This window comes from Rhodococcus sp. F64268, assembly GCF_023015605.1.
Classification (GTDB): Bacteria; Actinomycetota; Actinomycetes; order Mycobacteriales; family Mycobacteriaceae; genus Rhodococcus.
The window spans coordinates 127356-148793 of sequence record NZ_JALKAI010000008.1; the positions used below are offsets into that span (position 1 = coordinate 127356).

A 21438-nucleotide genomic window follows, 5' to 3' on the forward strand; every position below is an offset into this window, starting at 1 on the left:
GACACGATCGCGACGTGCGAACCGAAATTCCGCCCACGCGCCACAGCAGCGCTCTACGGTGCGGTACATGGCTCCGGTGACGCGTCTACAGATCGCCGCGACCCCGATTCGACTCGGGGTCGCGGCGATCTCCGGTTGGAGCTCCTACCTCATCGGGCTGGCGCAACGCGGCCCCACACCCTGGACCATCGCATCGGACATCGGCCGCTACTACGGGGCCCTGACCGACACCACACCTCCGACCTGGGCGCACGCGTGGCCTGTGATTCGCCGCTGGCCACTCGCGCACCTGCGCGACTGCAGCGCACCCGACGCCACCGGTCGGGAAACCGTGCCGACCCTCCTGCTCCCACCGCAGGCAGGCACCCACTCGTGCATAGTCGATCACTCCCCGGGCCGCAGCCAGGTCGAAGCGCTTCGGGCAGGCGGCCTCACCCGGCTGCACTGCCTGGAGTGGACGCCTGCGACACCAGCTACCGACTCGGCCTCGATCGACGAGCACCTCGCCGTGATCGCCGACGCCGTCGATCATCTCGGCGGCCGAGTGAACATCGTCGGCGACAGCCAAGGTGGCTGGATCGGCACGATCTACGCCGCGCTGCACCCCGACGCCGTACACACACTGACCGTGGCGGGCACCCCGATCGACTTCCACGCCGAGCAGCCCGCCCTCGCGGCCCTCGCGCATGCACCGACAGCCGCAGCAACCTCGGTGGTCGACTTGTTCTACGGCACCGCACGAGCCGCAGGCATGCACTCCACCGACCCGATCGGCGAGATCGAACGGGCAATGGCCCTGCTCGGCGCTCTGAACGACCCGGACGAGGTGGCACGCATGGAGGCCGAGCGGCGCTGGTTCACCTGGCGGCAGGAGATTCCCGCCGTGTTCCGCGAATGGATCATCAGGCACCTGTTCATCCGCAACGAGCTCGTCGCCGGCACCCTCGAAGCCGAAGGCACTGTCGTCGACCTGTCCAAGATCACGTGTCCAGTGCACCTGATCGCCGGCCGGTCGGACATGATCGCCATACCCACACAGGTCACGGCGCTGACGAATCACGTGTCCACCCCGCCCTCGGACATCGTGACAGCGATCGCCGACACCGGGCACATCGGGTTGTTCATCGGACGCAAGGCCCTGACCGACGTATGGACCCCGTTCGCTCGATCACTCACCGCGATCTCCTGAGGCCGCAGTGAGAGCGTTCCTGACGGTCCTCGCACTCACCGCAGCACTCGGCATCCCCCATGCCCCACCCGCTCATTCCCAGACGAACGAATTTCTCTGGGGTGTCGCAAGTTCCGGGTTCCAGGCCGAGGGCTACCCACCCGACAGCAACTGGCTGCGATATTCGAACGACTCACGCCACGATCCGGTCGGGTCGGCCGTCGACTTTCGGCACCGGTACCGCGAGGACATCGCTCGCGCCGCGGAACTCGGCGTGGACGTCTACCGGATCTCCGTGGAATGGGCACGCATCCAGCCCACCCCACACGGCTGGGACGAGACAGAACTCGCTTATTACGACGACGTGGTGCGAGAGATCCGTGCCCACGGTATGACGCCGATGCTCACACTCGATCACTGGGTGTATCCGGGCTGGATCGCCGACCGTGGTGGCTGGTCGGACCCCGACACGGTGCGCTCCTGGCTCGCGCATGCCGAGACGGTCGCCGGCCGCTACGCGGACGCGGACGCCCTGTGGGTGACGTTCAACGAACCCACTCAATATGTGTGGCATGAGGTGACGAACGGTGGTCTCGCAGCGACCGAGCTGCCGGCCATGTTCGATCGGCTGGTCGAGGCTCATCGCGGCGCGTACCGGGCCATCCATCGTGCCGATCCGGACGCGCTGGTGACCTCGAACGCCGCGTACATCCCCGGTGCACAGCCTTTTCTCGACACCTGGTTTCTCGACCGGGTTCGCACCGACCTCGACTATGTCGGTGTCGATTACTACTACGGCGTGACTTTGCAGAATCCGACGGCGATCCACGCTGCTGTGGGCGATTACGCGTCGGTCGTGCCGCACCCTCAGGGTCTGTACGACGCTCTGATGGACTATGCCGATCGGTACCCGGGGGTCCCCCTCTACGTCGTGGAGAACGGAATGGCCACCGCTGATGGGTCTCCGCGCGCCGACGGCTGGACCCGGTCGCGGCACCTGCGCGAGCATGTCGACGCACTGGGTCGTGCGATCGCCGACGGCGCCCCGGTGTTCGGATACAACTACTGGTCCCTCACCGACAACTACGAGTGGGGCGACTACACACCTCGATTCGGCCTGTACAGCGTCGATGTACAGACCGATCCGAACCTCACTCGGCGGCCGACCGATGCGGTCGAGACCTACCGGACGATCATCGCCGAGACCCGGTTCTCGTAGGCGCTCCACCTGAGTGCCGAGCAGCGAACAAGACCAGCACCTCCACGGCTTACGCGGTGAACAGGGCCACACCTGATCCCCGTCCACCACGCCCGAGATGTCAACAGCAGGACGCGCCGGAGGTCGGTCACCACCTGAGCCGGATCAGAACCCGGACTCGGCAACATCCACCCCGACAGAGATCCCCACCGCATGTTCGAGTGCGAGAAGTTCGGCATCGAGGTGATCGAGCAGCGTTCCGATATCCGGAACCGTACGCCGACAAGCGGTGAGCCCGAATGCAATCCGATCGTCGGTACTGGTGCACGTGATATTCAGGGCCTGCCCGTCGAGCGGAACCGAGAGCGGATACACCGCGTCCACCCGGGCACCGTTCCAATAAAGTGCGGTGTCGGGGCCTGGCACGTTCGAAATGATGACGTTGAATCCGGGACGCGACAACACACGATTCCCGGTCAATACACCCAACGCCAACGGAACCACTCCGACCGCGCTGGCGGCGAGACGGGACGCGGTCGACATCCCACTCATCGACTCCTTCCCTTCCGACATCGAGGCCCGCACACCGTCGAGTCGCTGCGCTGCCTCGGGTCGATCGGTGCCGAGTGAGCACACCAGCACACCGAGGTCGTTCCCGGTGTCCTTGCCGTTGCGCAATGCGACGGGCACCATCGCGACCAACGATTCTTCGGGAAGCGAATCCCGCTCGGCCAGGAACGCTCGCAGCGCTCCCGAACACATCGCGAGCACCACATCGTTGAGAGACGAATCGGATGCCTTGGCAACCGATCGGAGGCGTTCGAGTTCCCAGGCGCGCGCGGCGAACCGTCGCGATCCCGCGATGGGCACGTTGAGAATCGTCTGCGGAGCCGCGAGCGACAACGATCCACCCCGATCGTGCATCGCGCGGTCTACGGTGCCGACGATCGCGGGCACGAGCCCGAGCGCCTCCGAGATCACTCCGCGGGCAGCGCGCAGCGCCGTACCCGGCATCTCGAGGGCGGTACCGATGACGGAACGCTGGGGGTCCGAGGTATCGGAAGCCGCCCATGGCGCCGGCATACCCGTTTCGTGGGGATCCGTGCTCAATGCACGACGGAGCAGCCGCATCGCGCCCACACCGTCGGCGAGTGCGTGATGCATCTTCATGTAGAGCCCGTACCTGCCGTCGGCGAGCCCTTCGATCAGGTACATCTCCCACAGGGCACGACTTCGATCGAGCACCGGCGCATGCAGGCGAGAAACCAGCTCGCGCAACTCGACGGTGGAGCCCGGGCGCGGCAGGGCGGTGAACCTCACGTGGTATTCGAGGTCGAACGACGGGTCGTCCTCCCACGCCCATTGACCGAATGTGGCCAGCGTACGTACCGCCCGCTTACGCCACAACGGTGCAGCGTCTTCGACATCGCTCCGGGCGATCGCATCGACGAACATCTGCCGCAGATCGCTCGCGGTGCGTCCCTCGGGCGGTTCGAACATGACGAGACCACCGACATGCATCGGGTGCTCGCGAGTCTCACCGAGCAGGAACATCGAATCCGTCGGTGACATCGGCAGCCGCATGTTTCGTCCTTCTACTCCCCTGTGCGGCGAGCCCCCTGACCCGCCGATAGCTCCGGTGAGCGAACTCACGCGGGACCCCACTCGTAGTTCTACGTCATGGTCCCCCGCTGCGCCACCCGAAACCCACAGGTCGAGCTCACCTCCGGGGCAGTTGTCCCTACATGTCCAGGCCGAGATCGAGCACGGTGACCGAATGGGTCAACGCACCGACTGCCAGGTAATCGACGCCGGTCCGCGCGTAGTCCGCCGCGACCTCGAGGGTGAGGCCGCCCGACGATTCCAGTCGCGTGCCGGGCGCGTGGGTGTTGCGGCGCTGCACTGCGATCTGCGTCTGCCACAACGGAAAGTTGTCGAGCAAGATCAATTCCACGTTCTCGGCCAGGACCTCGTCGAACTGCTCGAGACTGTCGACCTCGACCTCGCAGGCGATGCCGGGGGCGTGCGCCCGCACCGCGCGCAGCGCAGCGACGACCGACCCGGCGGCGGCCACATGATTGTCCTTGATCAGGGCCTCGTCGCCGAGCCCCATCCGGTGATTGACGCCCCCACCGACACGCACCGCGTACTTCTGCAGCGCCCGCAGACCCGGAAGGGTCTTGCGGCTGTCCCGGATCTTCGCCTCTGTGCCCGCAACCGCGTCGACCCAGTGCGACGTGGTGGTGGCAATCCCCGACAGGTGACACACGAGGTTGAGCATGGTGCGTTCGGCAGTGAGAAGGCCACGGGTAGGCGCCTCGAGGGTGAGGACGGGCTCGCCTGCGACCACGCGGTGCCCGTCCTCGACACGGCTGCGCACGGTGTAGCGGCCGGTGCCGAGCACCTCGTCGAGCACGAGCAACGCCACGTCCAGTCCCGCGACGGTGCCCGCTTGCCGGGGCGCCATCGTCGCGACGGCGACCGCGTCGGCCGGAACAGTCGCGTCGGTGGTGACGTCCGGTCCGTACCGCAGGTCCTCGTCGAGAGCCTGTCGCACGAGGGCGCGGGTCTCATCGATGTCGAGCCCGGGGGGCAGCACGGTGGCCATGTCAGTTCGCTCCTGTGAGTTGAGGTGTGGTCAGGACGAGTTCTCCCTCGTCGTCCAGGCGCTGGTCGACGGACCAGGCCTGCGCGGGATCCGGAATCGGATGGTCGCGTCGGGTGTGGCAGCCGCGCGACTCGGTGCGGCGCAGCGCCGCACCGACGAGGGCTCGGGCCGCAAGCGTGAGTGCGGCGTCCTCGAGGCCGGAGACGCTGTCGCACAGCTGTGTGTGGGCCCCCGACAGGGTCGTGGTCGCCGCGAGGAGACCGGTTTCGTCGCGGACGACGAGGGCATCGCGCGTCATCGCGCGCTGCAGTTCGGCGCGTTCGAGACGCGGGAGCACCGGAGCCGTCGCGTCGAGAGCTTCGACACGCAGTCCGCCGCGTTCTGCGGCCGCGGCGGCGCCTGCGCGCTCTCCCACGACGAGGCCTTCGAGCAGACTGTTGGACGCGAGACGGTTGGCGCCGTGCAGCCCTGTACGCGCGAGCTCGCCCGCCGCGTACAGACCTGGGGTATCTGTTCGACCGTGCACGTCGGTGACGACGCCGCCGCACGAATAGTGCGCTGCCGGTGCGACCGGCAGCAGGTCCCGCGTGGGATCCAGTCCGGCCTCAGCGCAGTACGCGGTGATGGTCGGGAACCGGTCGGCGAACCCCTGCAGGTCACGCGCATCGAGGAACACGTGGTCTTCGCCGAGTGCGGCGAGGCGTTCGGCGATTGCTCGGGAGACCACATCACGTGGGGCGAGATCGCCGAGTGGGTGCACGCCGTCGGTGACGGAGCGACCACGCGAGTCCACCAGGGTTGCGCCCTCCCCTCGAACGGCTTCGCTGATGAGCGGACGGCGCCCGCGGCCTTCCGCGGCGAACAGTACCGTGGGATGGAACTGCACGAACTCGATGTCCGCGACCCTCGCGCCGGCGTGCAATGCGAGGGCGATTCCGTCGGCGGTCGCACCGGAAGGGTTCGTACTGCACGCATACAGTTGTCCGAGCCCGCCGGTCGCGAGGAGCACTGCGGGAGCGTGGACGACACCGAATCCACGTTCGTCGAGGACAAGCGCTCCGGTGACGCCTCGCTCGTCGGTCAGTACCCGTGCGACGGCGGCGCCGAACAGAACCGGGAGCCCGGCGGATCCGAGGGCCCGCTGGACTTCGGCTCCGGTGGCGTCGCCACCGGAATGGATGATCCGGCGGGTGCTGTGCCCGCCCTCCCTGGTCCTGGAGACATCGCCGTCGCGCCCGCGGTCGAAGACTGCTCCGAGATCGGTCAGAGCGGCGATCGCGGCGGGCCCGGCTGTCACGATCGAGCGGACCGCGTTCTCGTCACAGAGACCGCCGCCTGCGGCGAGGGTGTCTGCGACGTGGGATCCGACGCTGTCGCCGGTCGGTGCGACGACAGCGATGCCGCCCTGTGCGTATTGCGTCGCGGTGTCGGTCGCCCCGCCCTTGCTCACCGTGAGCACCCGCAGGCCTCGCAGGGAGGCGGCGCGTGCGGCGGTGAGCCCGGCGACGCCACCGCCCACCACGACGAGGTCGGCGTGCTCTTCCCAGCACACGCCGGCGCTCACGGTGGGCGTCACTCTCCGCTGCCCGGGTTACCGATGGAGATCATCCGCTGCACCGAGAGGCGGGCCCGCTGCGCGACCTGCGGGTCGACGTGGACTTCGTCCTTACCTTCACGGAGGCAGCGCAGCAACGCGGCCGGGGTGATCATCTTCATGTAGGGGCACGACGCACGATCGTTGACCGGCTGGAAGTCGATGCCGGGCGCAGCCTTGCGCAGCTGGTGCAGCATGCCGACCTCGGTTGCCACGAGGACCTGCTTGGCACCGGTCTCACGAGCGGCGTCGATCATGCCACCGGTCGAGAGGATTCTGACCTTGTCGTCGGGCACGAATCCCTCACCTGCGAGGTAGAGCGCCGAGGTGGCGCAGCCGCACTCCGGGTGGACGAACAGGTCGGCGTCGGGGTGCGACCGGGCTTGGGCGGCGAGTTCGTCACCGTTGATGCCCGCGTGCACATGGCATTCACCCGCCCAGATGTGGATGTTGTCCCGGCCGGTGATCCGCTTGACGTGTGCGCCGAGGAACTGGTCGGGCAGGAAAAGCACCTCGCGGTCGGGGTCGATGGACGCGACGACGTCGACGGCGTTCGACGACGTGCAGCAGATGTCTGTCAGACCCTTCACCTCGGCGGTCGTGTTGACGTAGGACACGACGACGGCGTCCGGGTGGTCCGCCTTCCACTCACGCAGCTGATCCGCGTCGATGGAATCGGCCAGTGAACACCCGGCCCGCTCGTCGGGGATCAGCACGGTCTTGTCCGGGCTGAGGATCTTGGCGGTCTCCGCCATGAAGTGCACCCCGCAGAACACGATGGTGCCCTCTTCGGCCTCAGCGGCGATGCGCGAGAGCGCCAGGGAGTCGCCGACATGGTCGGCGATGTCCTGGATGGCAGGCAGCTGGTAGTTGTGCGCGAGCAGTGTCGCGTTCCGTTCGCGGGCGAGCCTGCGAACTTCGTCGGCCCACTCCGGCGTCGCCTCGATGCCGGAGTAGCCATTCGGTCCGTCGACGATTGCGGCGGTTCCTGCCCACTCGGTCGTGGTCATGGCGTTGCTCCTTCGTGGAGTGCAATCCGGGCGGGCTGTGCTCGGATTTCCGTTCTCAAGGTTTTCGACTTAGGGTCGAAAACATGCCATATAGTAACACCGGTCACGAAGTGCTCATCGTGGTGTTCCAGGTTCGCCACTTCCCCGCCACCGCAGGAACACCTCGATCCGCCCCCGAACTCGGCGTTCTACTGTGGCAACGCGCACTCGATCCGCAATCCGGCACCTGGTCCCTGCCCGGTGGCCGACTCCGCGACAACGAGGACCTCACGTCCTCGGCACGGCGTCAGCTCGCCGAGAAGGTCGACGTGCGCGAAGTTGCACATCTCGAGCAACTCTCGGTGTTCTCCGCCCCTGATCGAGTACCTGGTCCACGCACCATCGCCTCCACATATCTCGGCCTGGTTCCGATCACCTCCGACCCACGCCTACCCGACGACACCTCGTGGCATCCGGTCGCCGATCTCCCGGAGATGTCGTTCGACCACCGGATCATGGTCGCCAACGCGCACGCCCGCCTCGCCGCGAAACTGTCCTACACCAACATTGCCTACGGACTCGCACCCGCCGAGTTCTCGATGTCCACGCTCCGCAAGATCTATTGCGCAGCACTCGGTTACCAGGTCGATGCCACAAACCTCCAACGCGTCCTCGCCCGCCGTGGTGTGCTCACCCGAACCGGCACCAGGGCACCATCGGGGAGAAGCGGGGGCCGCCCTCCCGCGCTGTATCGATTCACCGATTCCCGCCTGCGCGTTACGGACGAATTCGCGGCGCTACGCCCACCGGGATAACACGAGGTCGCCCGAGCGCTCCGAGAGTAGGGTGCGCGTGGAATATCACGCCGACGACAGGAGCCCAGTGGCAACAATCGGAAATTCCGAGCTCGATATCTATCCTCTTGTGTTGGGCGGCAACACACTCGGCTGGACTGCAGACGAGATCACCTCGTTCGAGATCCTCGACGCGTTCATGGCTGCGGGCGGCAATTTCGTCGACACCGCCGACTCGTACTCCGCCTTCGCCCCCGGCAACTCCGGCGGCGAATCCGAAACCATCCTCGGCAACTGGAAGGCCGCTCGCGGCATCGGCTCCGAGATGATGGTGGCGACCAAGGTCGCCCATCACCCCGATTTCAGGGGCCTGGCACCCGAGAATGTCGCCGCCGCCGCCGATGCGTCTCTCAAGCGTCTGCAGTCCGATCACATCGACCTGTACTTCGCGCACTCGGACGACCCCGAGACGCCACTGCACGAGACCGTCGCGGCGTTCGACGCACTCGTCCGAAGTGGCAAGGTCCGTTACGTCGGCCTGTCGAACTACTCCCCCGCGCGCGTCGCCGAGTGGCTCGCGATCGCAGACGAGGGCGGCTACGCGCGACCCGTGTCGCTGCAGCCGCACTACAACCTGGTTCATCGCACAGAATACGAACAGGCCTACGCCCCGCTGGTCGCCGAGCACGATCTGGGTGTCCTGCCGTACTACGGACTCGCTGCAGGTTTCCTCACCGGCAAGTACCGGACTTCGGAGGACCTCGAAGCCGGGATTCGCGGACAGATGGCCTCGCAGTACTTCTCCGAGGCCGGGCTCGCCGTGATCGACGCGCTCGCCGAGATCGCGACTGCCCACGCCGTCGAGATCTCCACGGTGGCGCTTTCGTGGCTGTCACAGCGCCCCGGCATCGTTGCGCCGATCGCGAGCGCCAGCCGAATCGAGCAGCTTCCCGCACTGCTCGATTCGACGAGACTCGTTCTCACCGATCTCGAAGCCGACCGCCTCACTTCGCTGTCGAACGCCGTCGAAGCGTAGCGGCACGGCATCCCCGCGGCGCCCCGGTCACCTCGGGCCCCGCGGGGACCGCCGTTGCGGCGGCGATCCGGAGCAGGCGATCCCCTCAACTCATCGATGCAGCCGCACGTCCGAATCCGTCGGCTGCTCGATCCCCGGTTCCGCTGAGCGGGTTCGAACGGCAACCGGCAAACCGGTCGACTGCATACTCGTCGCCATGAACCACCCATCGGATCTGGCCGGGCGCTACGCACTTGCAGTCGACGATCGCGACCGCAGCGTCTTGATCTCCCTGTTCACCGCGGAGGCCGAATTCGTGCAACCTCCTGCAGTGACCCGCGGAAACGAGAATGTGGTCACCGTCGGGGCCGACGCGATCGCCGCGGTCGTCCTCGACGGCACCGCCCACCTGCACGGCACGCACCACACTGTGCACCAGACGGTGGTCGACATCGACGGCGACACCGCGTCCGGCTCTGTGTACTGCATGGCTCATCACCTGTATCGAGGTCGCGACGGCATGCGCGACAATGCGATCGCCATCCGCTACCGAGACGACTACCGACGGGTGGACGGCAGTTGGAAGATCGCGCGCCGAGAACTCGTCGTCGACTACATCGAGGACCACGCAGTCACCGTGCCCGGGCTCTGACATCGGCCGAATCCCGTTCAGTGGAAGTAGCTTCCGCACGGGAACGCACCAGTGTGATCCTTCGCAGGATTCCGCAGGCGTTCGGAATCGACGCGGACCCATGCCGGGATCCGGTCGACCGGATGGTCCGGCTCGAGGAGGGAACGCATTGACCGACGCACAACGAGCACTACACGATCTTGTCGACAAGCAGCAGATCCGGGAGGTAGCGCTGAGGCTGCTGAGCGGCGCGATGCACCACGTGGGCAATCACCGCGTCGAGTTGTTCGGCGACGTCGCGATCAGCGAGGCGTACTCCACCAATACGCACTGGGACACCCGGATCGCGACCCGGATGTGACTTCATCGCGACGAGGCGGCGGGACGCCGGTGCGGGGCGTACTCAGCGTTGCTCGTCACGCCACGAGTCGATCGTCCCGTGCCGGGAGCAACGCGCCCACCACCCGTCGGGTGCGATCTGCACGATCATCCGGCGGCCGCACTGCGTGCAGTAGCGAGGCGGCTCCAGACCCATTACGGCGGCCGCGGGTCGCTGCGCCTGGTCGGCCGCGGCGCTCTCGGCACCGGTGAAGGCATCGAACATGGTCAGATGCTCTCGCCGAGTGCTTTGATCGGCATCTTCAGTTCGCCGAGCAGGTCGAGATCGGTCTCGGCCCGTCGACCGAGTGTCGTCAGGTAGTTTCCGACGATGACGGCGTTGATCCCGCCGAGGATGCCCTGCTTCGCGCCGAGGTCTCCGAGGGTGAGTTCTCGCCCCCCGGCGAAGCGGAGAATCGTGCGCGGTAAGGCAAGACGGAATGCCGCGACGGCTTTGAGCGCCTCCGAGGCAGGGAGAACGTCGAGGTCGCCGAACGGCGTACCGGGTCGCGGATTGAGGAAGTTGAGGGGAACTTCGTCGGGTTCGAGCGCTGCAAGGTCGGCAGCGAATTCGGCACGCTGTTCGAGGGTTTCGCCCATGCCGAGGATTCCACCGCAGCAGACTTCCATGCCTGCCTCGCGGACCATGCGCAACGTCTCCCACCGCTCTTCCCACGTGTGTGTGGTGACGACGTTGGGGAAGAAGGATTTCGCGGTCTCGAGGTTGTGGTTGTAGCGATGTACGCCGAGGGCAGCGAGCTGATCGACCTGGTCCTGGGTGAGCATGCCCAACGAGCACGCGACCTGGATGTCGACCTCGCCGCGTATCGCTTCCACGCCCGCCGCGACCTGCGCCAGCAGCCGGGCATCGGGACCGCGGACCGCAGCGACGATGCAGAACTCGGTCGCTCCGGTCTTGGCGGTCTGTTTGGCTGCCTCGACCAGTGCGGGAATGTCGAGCCAGGCCGAGCGGACAGGGGAGGCGAACAGTCCGGACTGGGAACAGAAGTGGCAGTCTTCGGGGCACCCGCCGGTCTTGAGGCTGATGATGCCCTCGACCTCCACTTCGGGTCCGCACCACGTCATCCGCACCTCATGGGCCAAGGACAGCAGCTCATCGAGCCGGTCGTCGTGCAGGCGGAGCACCTCCACCGTCTGCGCTCGGTCGAGTCCGAGGCCACGCCGTAGCACTTGGTCGCGTGCCTGTTCGAGGATGTCGGCTCGGGCGGGGGCTTGCGTCACTGGGACTCCTGAGGATCAAAACTTGAACACCGTTCACTTGAACGCCGTTCAGGTTAAGGTCGCGGTCCGATAGTGTCAACGCAGACAGCGAACGAGACAGGGAGCGACACCAGTGCAGCTGCGACGCGGCGACGTCCTCGACGGCGCCATGGCGATACTCGACGAGTACGGTTTGGGCGATCTGACCATGCGCAAACTTGCGACCTCACTCGGGGTACAGCCCGGCGCGCTGTACTGGCACTTCCCCAACAAGCAGACCCTGCTCGGCGCAATGGCCGACCGAATCCTCGATGGCGTCGATGCCCCGCCGGCCGCCGACACGTGGGACGACGCACTCACCGAACTCGCCTACCGTTTCCGCGGCGCACTGCTCGCCCACCGCGACGGTGCGGAATTGGTCGCCGCGACCTACGCCTCACGCTTGACCACCTCCGGCGCCCGCGACAGTTTCGTCTCGGCCGCTCTGCGCGCCGGCCTGTCCCGCGCACACGCCGAACTCACCGGGTACGCGCTGCTGCACTATGTCCTCGGACACACCGTCGACGAGCAATCGCGTCTCCAACTCGCCGAACTCGGCGCGCTCACCCGCGCGCCGATCGCCCCCGATACCGCAACGGAGAACGCCGCGACGTCGGACGACGACCTGCTCGACGGCGACCCCGCCATCCGATTCGACTTCGGGTTGACCTTGTTCGTCGATGGGATCCGTGGCCGCCTCACCGAACACGCATCGTCCTGATCGTTTACGGATCTGTCGGAGTGCTGCCGTAGTTTTCTTCACCGTGACAGCCCCCTGGACCCTCGAACAGATCACCGCAGCAGCGCCGGATCAGGCGTCGATGTCGGCTGCCCGTCGGCTCTCGTCCGCATGGTCCGACACCGGGCATTCCGCACGGTCGCTCTGGGGACTGTGCCGCGGCAGCGGATCGAAGCCGTACACCACGGTGGTGGACCTCACCGGCCCTGCGTTCCGCTGTTCATGCCCGAGCCGCAAGTTCCCCTGCAAGCACGCACTGAGCCTGCTGACCCTGTGGGCAGCAGGCAACGTTCCGGAGGGTCCGGAGCCCGACGCCGCGGCGGAGTGGCTCGACGCACGGGCAGCGAAGAGCACCGAAGCGCGCACCGCAATCGACTCCGGGGGGCCACCCAAGACATCCGACCCCGCGACAGCCCTGAAGCGCGCCGAACGAGTCACAGCAGGCCTCGCAGACCTCGAACGCTGGCTCACCGACCGGGTCCGCAGCGGACTGGGTTCGATTGCGCACGACTACGGCACCTACGACGCGGTCGCCGCGCGGATGGTCGACGCACAGGCCCCGGGGGTCGCTGCAATGCTGCGCACGCTCCCGAGCATTGCGAGATCCGGAACCGATTGGCCCACACGACTACTGGTCGAGTACGGCCGCATCCATCTACTCATCCGCGCGTACCGGGATGTAGATTCGCTACCGGAGCAGCTTGCCCGGTCCGTGCGCACCCACATCGGGTTCCCGACGAAGATCGACGAGGTTCGACGGGAGCCGGCCGTCCGCGACCACTGGCACGTACTGGCATGTCGCGTCACCGAGGACAACCGGGTGTACACCCGGAAGGTCTGGCTACGCGGGCGGGACAGCAGACGCTGGGCGATCCTGCTCGACTTCACCCACGGCACACAACGGTTCCCGGACGCGGCTCCTGTGGTCGGCACCACCATCGATGCCGACCTGCATTTCCATCCCGCCGGCGCGCCCCTGCGCGCTCAACTCGGCATCTGCCACGGGCCACCGACGTCGATCTCGACTCTTCCGGGGACCGATCTCGACGAGGCACTGGGCGACTACGCCGATGCACTCGCCGCCGACCCGTGGACCCGGTCGTGGCCTATGCTTCTCGACGCCGTGACCCCCACCCACGCCGCCGACGGCTGGCATCTCGTCGACGAGCACGGCAGGGCTCTGCCCCTCGGGGGCGACGATACCGACCGGTGGCGGCTACTCGCGGTTGCGGGCGGACGCCCGTTGACGGTGTGTGGCGATTGGGACGGATGCAGCGTTGTCCCCGCCGCGATGTACTCCCCCGCCGACCTGTCCGACAGCACCGAAGGGTCACGGCCGTGAACAGTACCGGCATCGAAACACTCACCACCACAGCCCTTCTCGGGACAGCTCGGGCAGCACCGACCTTCGATGCCCTGCACACCGCCGAAGCCGCCGGAGCGGTGATCGGCACTGCCGAGCACCGACTGCTCGCCGCAGCAGCACTCGAAGCGGCCTTTCTCGCCGGTGGAGCCCTCCCTACCCCTCACCCGCGACCTGCAGCCGCCCCTGACGATCCCCGACCCGAACTCCCTCCCGCAGCGACGGAGAGACTACGCGGACTGCTCACCGTCCGATCCGACCTCCTGGACGAATGGTTCCGTGCCGCAGCACGATTCAAAGCGCCCGCCGATCTCATCGTGGATCTGCTTAGCGGAGCTTCACTCACCGGCAGCACGCATCGCGCGGCACTGCTCGCACTTGCAGGCCCACGCGGTCGATGGGTCGCGGCGCAGAATCCGGCGTGGGCGCCGTTGATCGAACCCGACCTGTCCGACGACAGCCCCTGGCTGTACGGCACTCCGGCCAAGCGGCGTTCGTGGTTCGAGAGCCTGCGCGCGGCCGACCCCGCCTGCGCCACCGCGCGACTGGCAGCCGTATGGAAATCGGAGAACGCAGCGACACGACTCGCTCTGCTCGAAGCCCTCTCCCCGGGGCTCGGCTCCCACGACGAAGAACTACTCGAACGGGCTCTCGACGATCGCAGCGGTAGAGTGCGCGAGGTTGCCATCCGGTTCCTGCGCCGACTACCCGACTCCGCATTCGGTCGCCGTATGACCCAGCGGGTACACGACTGGACCCAGGTGTGCGGCTCGACTCTGCAGATCGCCGTACCCGATGCACTCGCCGCCGATGCCCTCCGGGACGGGCTCGATCTCCGCGGACCACGCAACCTGGCCACCGTCGACGCGCACCGACTGTGGTCGCTGGCGGCATCGGCGCCGCTCTCCGCGTGGTGCGACCACGACCGCACCCCCACCGACCTCCTCGCGTTGCAGGTCGCCGACGGTCTCGGCGCTCCGCTTCGAAGCGGCTGGGAGACCGCCACCGCCTGCCACCGCAACGAACAATGGGCGAGTGCGCTGCTCCGCCGCGACGGGAAGGTCAGCGGTGGCGTTGCCGAGGCGCTGCCTCACTCCGTTCTCGTCGAACACCTGCGCCGGGCATCGGGCGAACAGCTAATCGACACGATCCTGCTCGACGCGCTTCCTGCCCCTTGGCCGACCGACGTCGCGGAGAAGGTCCTCGCAGCGCTCTATTCCGCTGCTGGACCCAAGTCGAACACCTTCCGTTCGCTCACAACCCTTCTGGCGCATCGTGCGCCGTACGAAGTGGGCGATCTGTTCGCCGACGCCGCGACCCGCACCGACGATCTCGACCGGCTGAACCGCTTCGCCACCGCTGCAGACATCCTGAGCCAACGCCGTACCCTTCACGAGGAGTTGAGTTGACCGACAACGTCATCGATGAACAGAGCATGCTGCGTCCCCATGCGGAACAGCAGTACGCGGGCGAACTCGCGGCGCTCGCCCGGCTCGACGACCGTCCGCGCCCACCGTCATGGCAACTGTCCCCGTGGGCGGTCGTGACCTATCTGCTCGGCGGCGAGCTGTCCGACGGTACCGTGATCTCACCGAAGTACGTCGGACCCCGCCGGCTGATGGAAGTCGCCGTGGCAACACTCGCGACCGACCGCGCGTTGTTGCTGCTCGGCGTTCCCGGTACAGCGAAGACGTGGGTCTCGGAACACCTCGCCGCCGCTGTCTCCGGATCGTCGACCCGGCTCGTACAGGGCACTGCGGGCACCGCAGAAGAGGCGATCCGATACGGCTGGAACTATGCGCGGCTACTCGCGGAGGGCCCGTCTCCGGCAGCGCTCGTCCCGTCACCGATCATGACCGCGATGCGCGACGGCGCGATTGCACGCGTCGAGGAACTCACCCGCATACCGGCAGACGTGCAGGACGCGCTCATCACCGTGCTGTCGGAGAAGACGTTGCCGGTACCCGAGCTCAACATGGAAGTGCAAGCAGCCAAGGGATTCAATGTCATCGCCACTGCCAACGATCGCGACCGCGGAGTCAACGATCTGTCCTCCGCATTGCGCCGGCGTTTCAATACCGTCGTCCTGCCGTTGCCCGGCAGCGAAGAGGACGAGGTCGCGATCGTCACACGACGAGTGGAGCAACTCGGAGTGTCGCTCGAGCTTCCCCGGGTACCTGCTGCCGCGGAGGAGATCCGCCGCGTCGTCACCGTCTTCAGGGAGCTGAGGTCCGGCGTGACCACCGACGGACGTACCAAGCTCAAGTCTCCGTCGGGCACACTGTCGACTGCCGAGGCGATCTCGGTGGTCACCAACGGCCTTGCACTCTCGGCACATTTCGGCGACGGTGTGCTGCGCTCGTCCGATGTCGCGGCGGGGATCCTCGGTGCGGTCGTGAAGGACCCGACCGCCGACCGGCAAGTGTGGATCGAATACCTCGAGGCCGTGGTCCATGAGCGCGAGGACTGGGCCGGCTTCTACCGGGCGTGCCGTGAGGTCACCGGGTGACGGAGTCTGCTCAGGTACGCGTATTCGGTATCCGCCATCACGGCCCCGGTTCCGCCCGCGCGGTCATGCGCGCCCTCGCCGAATTCGAACCCGATACCGTCCTCATCGAGGGTCCGTCGGATGCCGATCCACTGGCGGCACTGGTCTCCTCCGACGATCTGCAACCCCCTGTGGCATTGCTCGCCTATGCCACAGGCGAGCCCGCGACCTCAGCGTTCTGGCCGTTTGCCGCGTTCTCACCGGAATGGCAGGCGCTGCGCTGGGCAATCATGCACGACGCCGACGTGCGGTTCTGCGACCTGCCGGCGGCACAGCAGCTCGCCGCCGACAGGGAGCCCGGAGAAGGTCGGCCTGATCTGCTCGGTGCGCTCGCGGATGCCGGTGGATACGACGACTTCGAACAGTGGTGGGATGCCGTCATCGAGTCGGGGACGACGGACTGCGACCACGACCACACGGCCGATTTCGACGCCATCGCTGAAGCCATGGCGGCGCTCCGCGAGGACATCGAACTCGACGACCACACGGCGCGACGCGAGGCGCACATGCGCCAGGTGCTGCGCAGCACCGTCAAGGCCGGGGCGCTGAAGATCGCGGTGGTCTGCGGTGCGATGCATGCTCCCGCGCTGAGAGGCGCACTCGGTCCGGCGGCGCCCGATGCGCGGCTCCTCAAGGGCCTTCCCAAGGTCAAGACATCGCTGACATGGGTTCCGTGGACTCATTCGCGACTGGCATCGGCCTCGGGTTACGGCGCGGGCATCACCTCCCCCGGCTGGTATCACCATCTGTTCACCCAGCAGGAGGACACGGTCACCCGGTGGCTCACCCGGGTCGCGTGGACCTTGCGAGAACGCGACCTTCCGGTGTCGAGCGCACACGTGATCGAGGCGAGCAGGCTGGCGGGAACCCTGGCGGCGTTGCGCAATCGACCGCTGGCCGGACTCGCCGAGGTCACCGAAGCCACCCGCGCGGTGCTCTGCGACGGCGACGATGTACTCCTCGACTTCATCACCCGCACGCTCGTCGTCGGAGAGGCCCTCGGCAGCGTCCCCGACACCACTCCCACGGTGCCTCTCGACGCCGATCTCCAGGCCAACTCGAAGACGCTGCGGCTCAAGCGTTCTGCGCACAGCAAGGCTCTCGATCTGGATCTGCGCAAACAGACCGACCTGGGACGCTCGCGACTGCTGCACCGATTGCGGGTACTCGGGATCGACTGGGGCACACCGCGGGCCAGCGATGTGCGATCGACAGGTACGTTTCGTGAAAGTTGGACGCTGCAGTGGGAACCGGAGTTGTCGGTCTCGATCGTGGAGGCGTCCCGGTGGGGTACCACCGTCGAATCGGCTGCCCACGCGCTCGTTCTCGAGCGTGCCTGCGATCGCGACGCCACTCTGGCACAGGTGGTGGGTCTCCTCGACGAGGCACTTCTCGCCGATCTACGCAACGCGATCCCCGAACTCCTCCGGTCGATCGACACTGCAGCGGCGCTCGATCACGACATCGCGCACTTGATGGCGGCCTTGCCCACATTGATCCGCACATTGCGGTACGGCGATGTACGCGGCACCGACCTGTCGTCGCTCTCGCATGTTGCCGACGCTCTCCTCGTGCGGATCTGCGCGGGCCTGCCGGCTGCGACGGCCGGTCTCGACACCGACGCGGCCGACGTGCTCCGGCGCGAGATCGATGCGGTCCACTCCGCGCTCGCATTGCGCGATGACACCGAGTCCACGAACCGCTGGCTCGACACCCTCGCCGGCATCGCCGGTCGCGACGAGGTCGATGGCATGCTCACCGGCCGGATCGTCCGACTACTGCGCGATATGGGTCGCATCGACGAACAGGACACCGCGGTGCGTGTGTCCCGTGCGTTGTCGATCGGCAGCGAACCCGCAGCCAAAGCACGCTGGATCGACGGATTCGTCGGCGATGGCGCGCTGTTGCTCATCCATGATCGAGGATTGCTGACCCTGATCGACCGCTGGGTGTCGGGGCTGCACAGACAAGACTTCGTCGACATCCTGCCGGTATTGCGGCGCACATTCGGGGGATTCGAATCGGCCGAACGCGCGACGCTCGGCGCCATCCTGCGTGGCGGCGCAGCGGTCCGCACAACCGCCGCCGTCGACGTCGAACGCGGTACGCGGGCCACAGCCGCAACGGCCCTGATCCTGGGAGTGTGAGCATGACAGTACCTTCGGCCTCCTCCGAACCGGTCGATGCAGTGATACCGGAGAGTTCCGCGCCCCCGGTCGAGGTAGGAACAGCAGACCAGGAGCGGATGCGCCGATGGCGGCTGCTGCTCGGCGGGGCCGCGCAAGAATCGACGTGTGCCCTCGAATCCTCGAGCGATGCCGCGATGGACGGCGCCCTCGCCGCGCTCTACGACCGTCGCGACTCCGCCGACGGAAGTGGTCCACGGAGTGCGGGTCTCGGTTCGTCGGCACCGCGTGTGGCGCGGTGGCTCGGCGATATCCGCACCTACTTCCCGACCTCGGTGGTGCAGGTGATGCAGCGCGACGCGATGGATCGGCTCGGTTTGACCCAGCTGCTCCTCGAACCCGAGATGCTCGATGCCGTCGAACCGGACGTTCATCTCGTCGGAACCCTGCTCAGCCTGAATCGGGTGATGCCCGAGACCACCAAGGCAACCGCGCGATCGGTGGTCGAGAAGGTGGTCCGCGCGATCGAAGAACGTATCGCCCAGAACACCCGTACGGCAGTGACAGGCGCACTGAATCGCTCCGCGCGCACGACGAACCCGAAACTGCGGGACATCGACTGGAACCGCACGATTCGCGCGAATCTCGCTCACTATCTGCCGGAGCACCGAACGGTGGTCCCGGAGCGTCTCGTCGGCTACGGACGACGATCGCAGGCGGTACAACGCGATGTGGTGCTGGCAATCGACCAATCGGGGTCGATGGCGTCGAGCGTGGTGTATGCGTCCGTGTTCGGTGCGGTGCTCGCGTCGATGCGGGCGCTCCGGACATCGATGGTCGTATTCGATACCGCCGTGGTGGATCTGACCGACAAGCTGGCCGACCCGGTCGATGTGCTGTTCGGAACCCAGCTCGGCGGCGGTACCGACATCAATCGGGCAATCGCGTACAGCCAATCACTGATCACACGCCCCACCGAGTCGATGTTCGTGCTCATCTCCGACCTGTACGAAGGTGGTATCCGCGCGGAGATGCTCACACGGATGGCGGCGATGAAGGACGCGGGTGTCCAGGTGGTGGTGCTGCTCGCGTTGTCCGACGACGGTGCTCCGTCGTTCGACCGCGACAACGCGATGGCGCTGGCCGGACTCGGGATTCCGGCGTTCGCGTGCACACCGGACAAGTTCCCGGAGCTGTTGGCTCTGGCACTCGAACGCGGCGACATCGGCAGGTGGTCGCAGTCTCTCTGACCACACCCGACGACACCGGTCGCAGAGTTAGGATGTCCTGACCTGGCTGACTCCGGCTTCGGTCGACGGAACGAGGACACCTGTGAAACTTCGAAGTGCGGCCTTCATCGCCGCCGCGACCCTGGTCGTGGCCGGCTGCAGTTCTGGCAGCGACGAGCCCTCCGGCGGCACCGGAACAACCGGGGACGGCGCCTTCCCCGCCACCGTCGACACGATGTTCGGTGAGGTGACCGTCGAGTCCGCACCCGAGCGGTTGGCTGCGCTCGGGTGGGGCGACGCGGAGACCGCGCTCGCCCTCGGTGTGCAACCGGTGGCTGCGAGCGACTGGCTCGCATTCGGGGGCGACGGCGTCGGTCCCTGGGCCGACGGGCTGTACACCGAGTCACCGGAGATCATCGGCACCATGGAGCCGTCGTTCGAGCAGATCGCCGCGCTCGCGCCGGATCTGATTCTCGACACAGCCAGCTCCGGCGAGCAGCAGCGCTACGACACGCTCTCCCAGATCGCCACGACGGTCGGTCCGCCGGAAGGCGCCACGGCGTACCTGACACCGCGCGACGACCAGATCACGATGGTCGCGACCGCACTCGGTGTCCCCGACAAGGGCGACGAGGTGGTGAGCGACATCGACGCGCAATTCACGCAGGCCGCCGCCGCTCACCCGCAGTTCGCGGGCAAGACGGTCACGGTCGCGTCGTACACCGCCGACGGTTGGGGCGCTTACGTCTCCCGCGACGCACGTGTGCAGTTCATGCAGGATCTCGGGTTCGTGAACAATCCGGAGGTGGAGGCCACCGCAACCGAGGACTTCTTCATTCCGATCTCGGATGAGAACCTGGGCATGCTCGACGCCGATCTGCTCGTCGTGATGCCGATCTACGTCGATTCCGCCGAGGTGACCGACAATCCACTGTTTCAGCAGATTCCCGCGGTGAGCGACGGGCGAGCACTCGTCCTCGACAGCGGCTCCGACGTCGCCAACGCCATATCGCTGAACTCGGCGCTGTCGATCCCGTTCGCCCTCGAGGAACTCCTGCCGCAGATTTCGGAGCACGTCCCCGCCTAACGCGGGCAGGCGTCAGTACAAGAACTCGCGGTACGACTCCTGGCGAGCCGGTTCGAGTTGGGAGACGTCGAGGTTGTGCTGCTGCGCGACCATGTCGCGGATCGCTGGGACGGAGTCCTGAGCGGGCCACGTCGACGGTGCCCACAACTTTGCGCGCAGCAGCGCCCGCGCACAGTGAAGGTAGGCCTCGTCGACACGCACGATCACCGCGAGCTGGGCCGGTTTGCCGGACATCGCCAGTTCGGCGAGGAGTTCCGGATCAGTGGACAGCGTCGCCGTACCGTTGACGCGCACAACCTCTTCGTTGCCCGGCACGATGAACAGAATTCCGACGTGGGGATTCTCGAGGATGTTTCTGTACGAGTCTGCGCGACGGTTTCCGGGGCGATCCGGCAGGATCAGAGTCTTCTCGTCAGGGAAGAGCACCGTGCTGACCAGGTCGCCGCGTGGTGAGCAATCGCAGTTGCCTGCCGCATCGGATGTTGCGAGAACGAAGAACCGTGCCTGCGCAATGAATTCGCGCATCAACGGCGTCGTGAACGGCGTCGTCTTCTCTTTCATCGCCGGGAACGGTTCGCCGACCGCTGCCTCGAGTTGTTCGATCGTGTCGATCCTCTCGCGGACGAGATCATCGATCCTGCTTGCCTCCACAGGCGCCACCTCCGCCCCGGACGATACCCAACGGTCCGGTGGGCGCAGCGCCCAGCACTG

Annotated in this window: 20 protein-coding genes; 13 read left to right on the forward strand and 7 right to left on the reverse strand. The window is 66.8% G+C overall.

Annotated features, from left to right (window positions below; translation table 11 throughout):
- The first annotated feature begins 67 nt into the window (after nt 1-67).
- Complete coding sequence (locus MWU77_RS18820) at nt 68-1189, forward strand: alpha/beta fold hydrolase (protein ID WP_247274471.1); 1122 nt, start codon at nt 68-70, stop codon at nt 1187-1189.
- A gap of 7 nt (nt 1190-1196) precedes the next feature.
- The gene (locus MWU77_RS18825) at nt 1197-2387 is read left to right on the forward strand and encodes a glycoside hydrolase family 1 protein (RefSeq protein WP_374229920.1); all 1191 of its coding nucleotides are present in this window, start codon (nt 1197-1199) and stop codon (nt 2385-2387) included.
- 144 nt (nt 2388-2531) lie between these two features.
- Here MWU77_RS18825 and MWU77_RS18830 read toward each other — a convergent pair whose 3' ends face one another.
- The 4 genes from MWU77_RS18830 to nadA all read right to left on the reverse strand — a co-directional run bounded on the left by MWU77_RS18830 (nt 2532) and on the right by nadA (nt 7578).
- The gene (locus MWU77_RS18830; RefSeq protein WP_247274472.1) at nt 2532-3950 is read right to left on the reverse strand and encodes a wax ester/triacylglycerol synthase family O-acyltransferase; all 1419 of its coding nucleotides are present in this window, start codon (nt 3948-3950) and stop codon (nt 2532-2534) included.
- A gap of 157 nt (nt 3951-4107) precedes the next feature.
- Complete coding sequence (nadC, locus tag MWU77_RS18835) at nt 4108-4974, reverse strand: carboxylating nicotinate-nucleotide diphosphorylase (RefSeq protein WP_247274473.1); 867 nt, start codon at nt 4972-4974, stop codon at nt 4108-4110.
- 1 nt (nt 4975) lies between these two features.
- Complete coding sequence (locus MWU77_RS18840; RefSeq protein WP_247274474.1) at nt 4976-6550, reverse strand: L-aspartate oxidase; 1575 nt, start codon at nt 6548-6550, stop codon at nt 4976-4978.
- Nucleotides 6547-7578 (reverse strand): quinolinate synthase NadA, encoded by a 1032-nt coding sequence (gene nadA / locus MWU77_RS18845; RefSeq protein WP_247274475.1) that lies wholly within the window; start codon nt 7576-7578, stop codon nt 6547-6549. Before nadA ends, MWU77_RS18840 begins: the two co-directional genes overlap by 4 nt.
- Nucleotides 7579-7661: 83 nt before the next feature.
- Here nadA and MWU77_RS18850 point away from each other — a divergent pair, with 83 nt between their 5' ends.
- The 4 genes from MWU77_RS18850 (at nt 7662) to MWU77_RS18865 (ending at nt 10358) form a co-directional block, all read left to right on the forward strand.
- A complete protein-coding gene (locus MWU77_RS18850; protein WP_247274476.1) occupies nt 7662-8372 on the forward strand; it encodes an NUDIX domain-containing protein in 711 nt (236 codons plus the stop codon).
- A 67-nt stretch (nt 8373-8439) separates the two neighbouring features.
- Complete coding sequence (locus MWU77_RS18855; RefSeq protein WP_247274477.1) at nt 8440-9387, forward strand: aldo/keto reductase; 948 nt, start codon at nt 8440-8442, stop codon at nt 9385-9387.
- 196 nt (nt 9388-9583) lie between these two features.
- Entirely contained in the window at nt 9584-10018 is a 435-nt protein-coding gene (locus tag MWU77_RS18860; RefSeq protein WP_247274478.1) for a nuclear transport factor 2 family protein, read from the forward strand.
- A gap of 148 nt (nt 10019-10166) precedes the next feature.
- Nucleotides 10167-10358, forward strand: a complete 192-nt coding sequence (locus tag MWU77_RS18865) for a hypothetical protein (RefSeq protein WP_247274479.1) — start codon at nt 10167-10169, stop codon at nt 10356-10358.
- Nucleotides 10359-10400: 42 nt separating this feature from the next.
- Here MWU77_RS18865 and MWU77_RS18870 read toward each other — a convergent pair whose 3' ends face one another.
- Both MWU77_RS18870 and bioB read right to left on the reverse strand, forming a co-directional pair.
- Nucleotides 10401-10601, reverse strand: a complete 201-nt coding sequence (locus MWU77_RS18870; RefSeq protein ID WP_247274480.1) for a hypothetical protein — start codon at nt 10599-10601, stop codon at nt 10401-10403.
- Nucleotides 10602-10603: 2 nt separating this feature from the next.
- A complete protein-coding gene (bioB, locus tag MWU77_RS18875; protein ID WP_247274481.1) occupies nt 10604-11617 on the reverse strand; it encodes a biotin synthase BioB in 1014 nt (337 codons plus the stop codon).
- A 112-nt stretch (nt 11618-11729) separates the two neighbouring features.
- Here bioB and MWU77_RS18880 point away from each other — a divergent pair, with 112 nt between their 5' ends.
- The 7 genes from MWU77_RS18880 (at nt 11730) to MWU77_RS18910 (ending at nt 20727) form a co-directional block, all read left to right on the forward strand.
- Complete coding sequence (locus MWU77_RS18880) at nt 11730-12356, forward strand: TetR/AcrR family transcriptional regulator C-terminal domain-containing protein (RefSeq protein WP_247274482.1); 627 nt, start codon at nt 11730-11732, stop codon at nt 12354-12356.
- A 43-nt stretch (nt 12357-12399) separates the two neighbouring features.
- Nucleotides 12400-13716 (forward strand): SWIM zinc finger family protein, encoded by a 1317-nt coding sequence (locus tag MWU77_RS18885; RefSeq protein WP_247274483.1) that lies wholly within the window; start codon nt 12400-12402, stop codon nt 13714-13716.
- Nucleotides 13713-15146, forward strand: coding sequence for a DUF5691 domain-containing protein (locus MWU77_RS18890; protein WP_247274484.1), 1434 nt, complete (start codon nt 13713-13715; stop codon nt 15144-15146). The genes MWU77_RS18885 and MWU77_RS18890 overlap by 4 nt, the downstream gene beginning before the upstream one ends.
- Nucleotides 15147-15172: 26 nt before the next feature.
- Nucleotides 15173-16246 carry an AAA family ATPase gene (locus MWU77_RS18895; protein WP_247274531.1) on the forward strand — a complete coding sequence of 358 codons (1074 nt, stop codon included), beginning with the start codon at nt 15173-15175 and terminating at the stop codon, nt 16244-16246.
- Nucleotides 16243-18432 carry a DUF5682 family protein gene (locus tag MWU77_RS18900; protein ID WP_247274485.1) on the forward strand — a complete coding sequence of 730 codons (2190 nt, stop codon included), beginning with the start codon at nt 16243-16245 and terminating at the stop codon, nt 18430-18432. The genes MWU77_RS18895 and MWU77_RS18900 overlap by 4 nt, the downstream gene beginning before the upstream one ends.
- A 98-nt stretch (nt 18433-18530) precedes the next feature.
- Nucleotides 18531-19661: a VWA domain-containing protein gene (locus tag MWU77_RS18905; RefSeq protein ID WP_206039619.1), complete on the forward strand. Its 1131-nt coding sequence runs from the start codon at nt 18531-18533 to the stop codon at nt 19659-19661.
- An 82-nt stretch (nt 19662-19743) separates the two neighbouring features.
- Nucleotides 19744-20727, forward strand: coding sequence for an iron-siderophore ABC transporter substrate-binding protein (locus MWU77_RS18910; protein WP_169686507.1), 984 nt, complete (start codon nt 19744-19746; stop codon nt 20725-20727).
- Nucleotides 20728-20739: 12 nt separating this feature from the next.
- Here MWU77_RS18910 and MWU77_RS18915 read toward each other — a convergent pair whose 3' ends face one another.
- Entirely contained in the window at nt 20740-21378 is a 639-nt protein-coding gene (locus tag MWU77_RS18915) for an MSMEG_1061 family FMN-dependent PPOX-type flavoprotein (RefSeq protein ID WP_247274486.1), read from the reverse strand.
- Nucleotides 21379-21438: the final 60 nt, after the last annotated feature.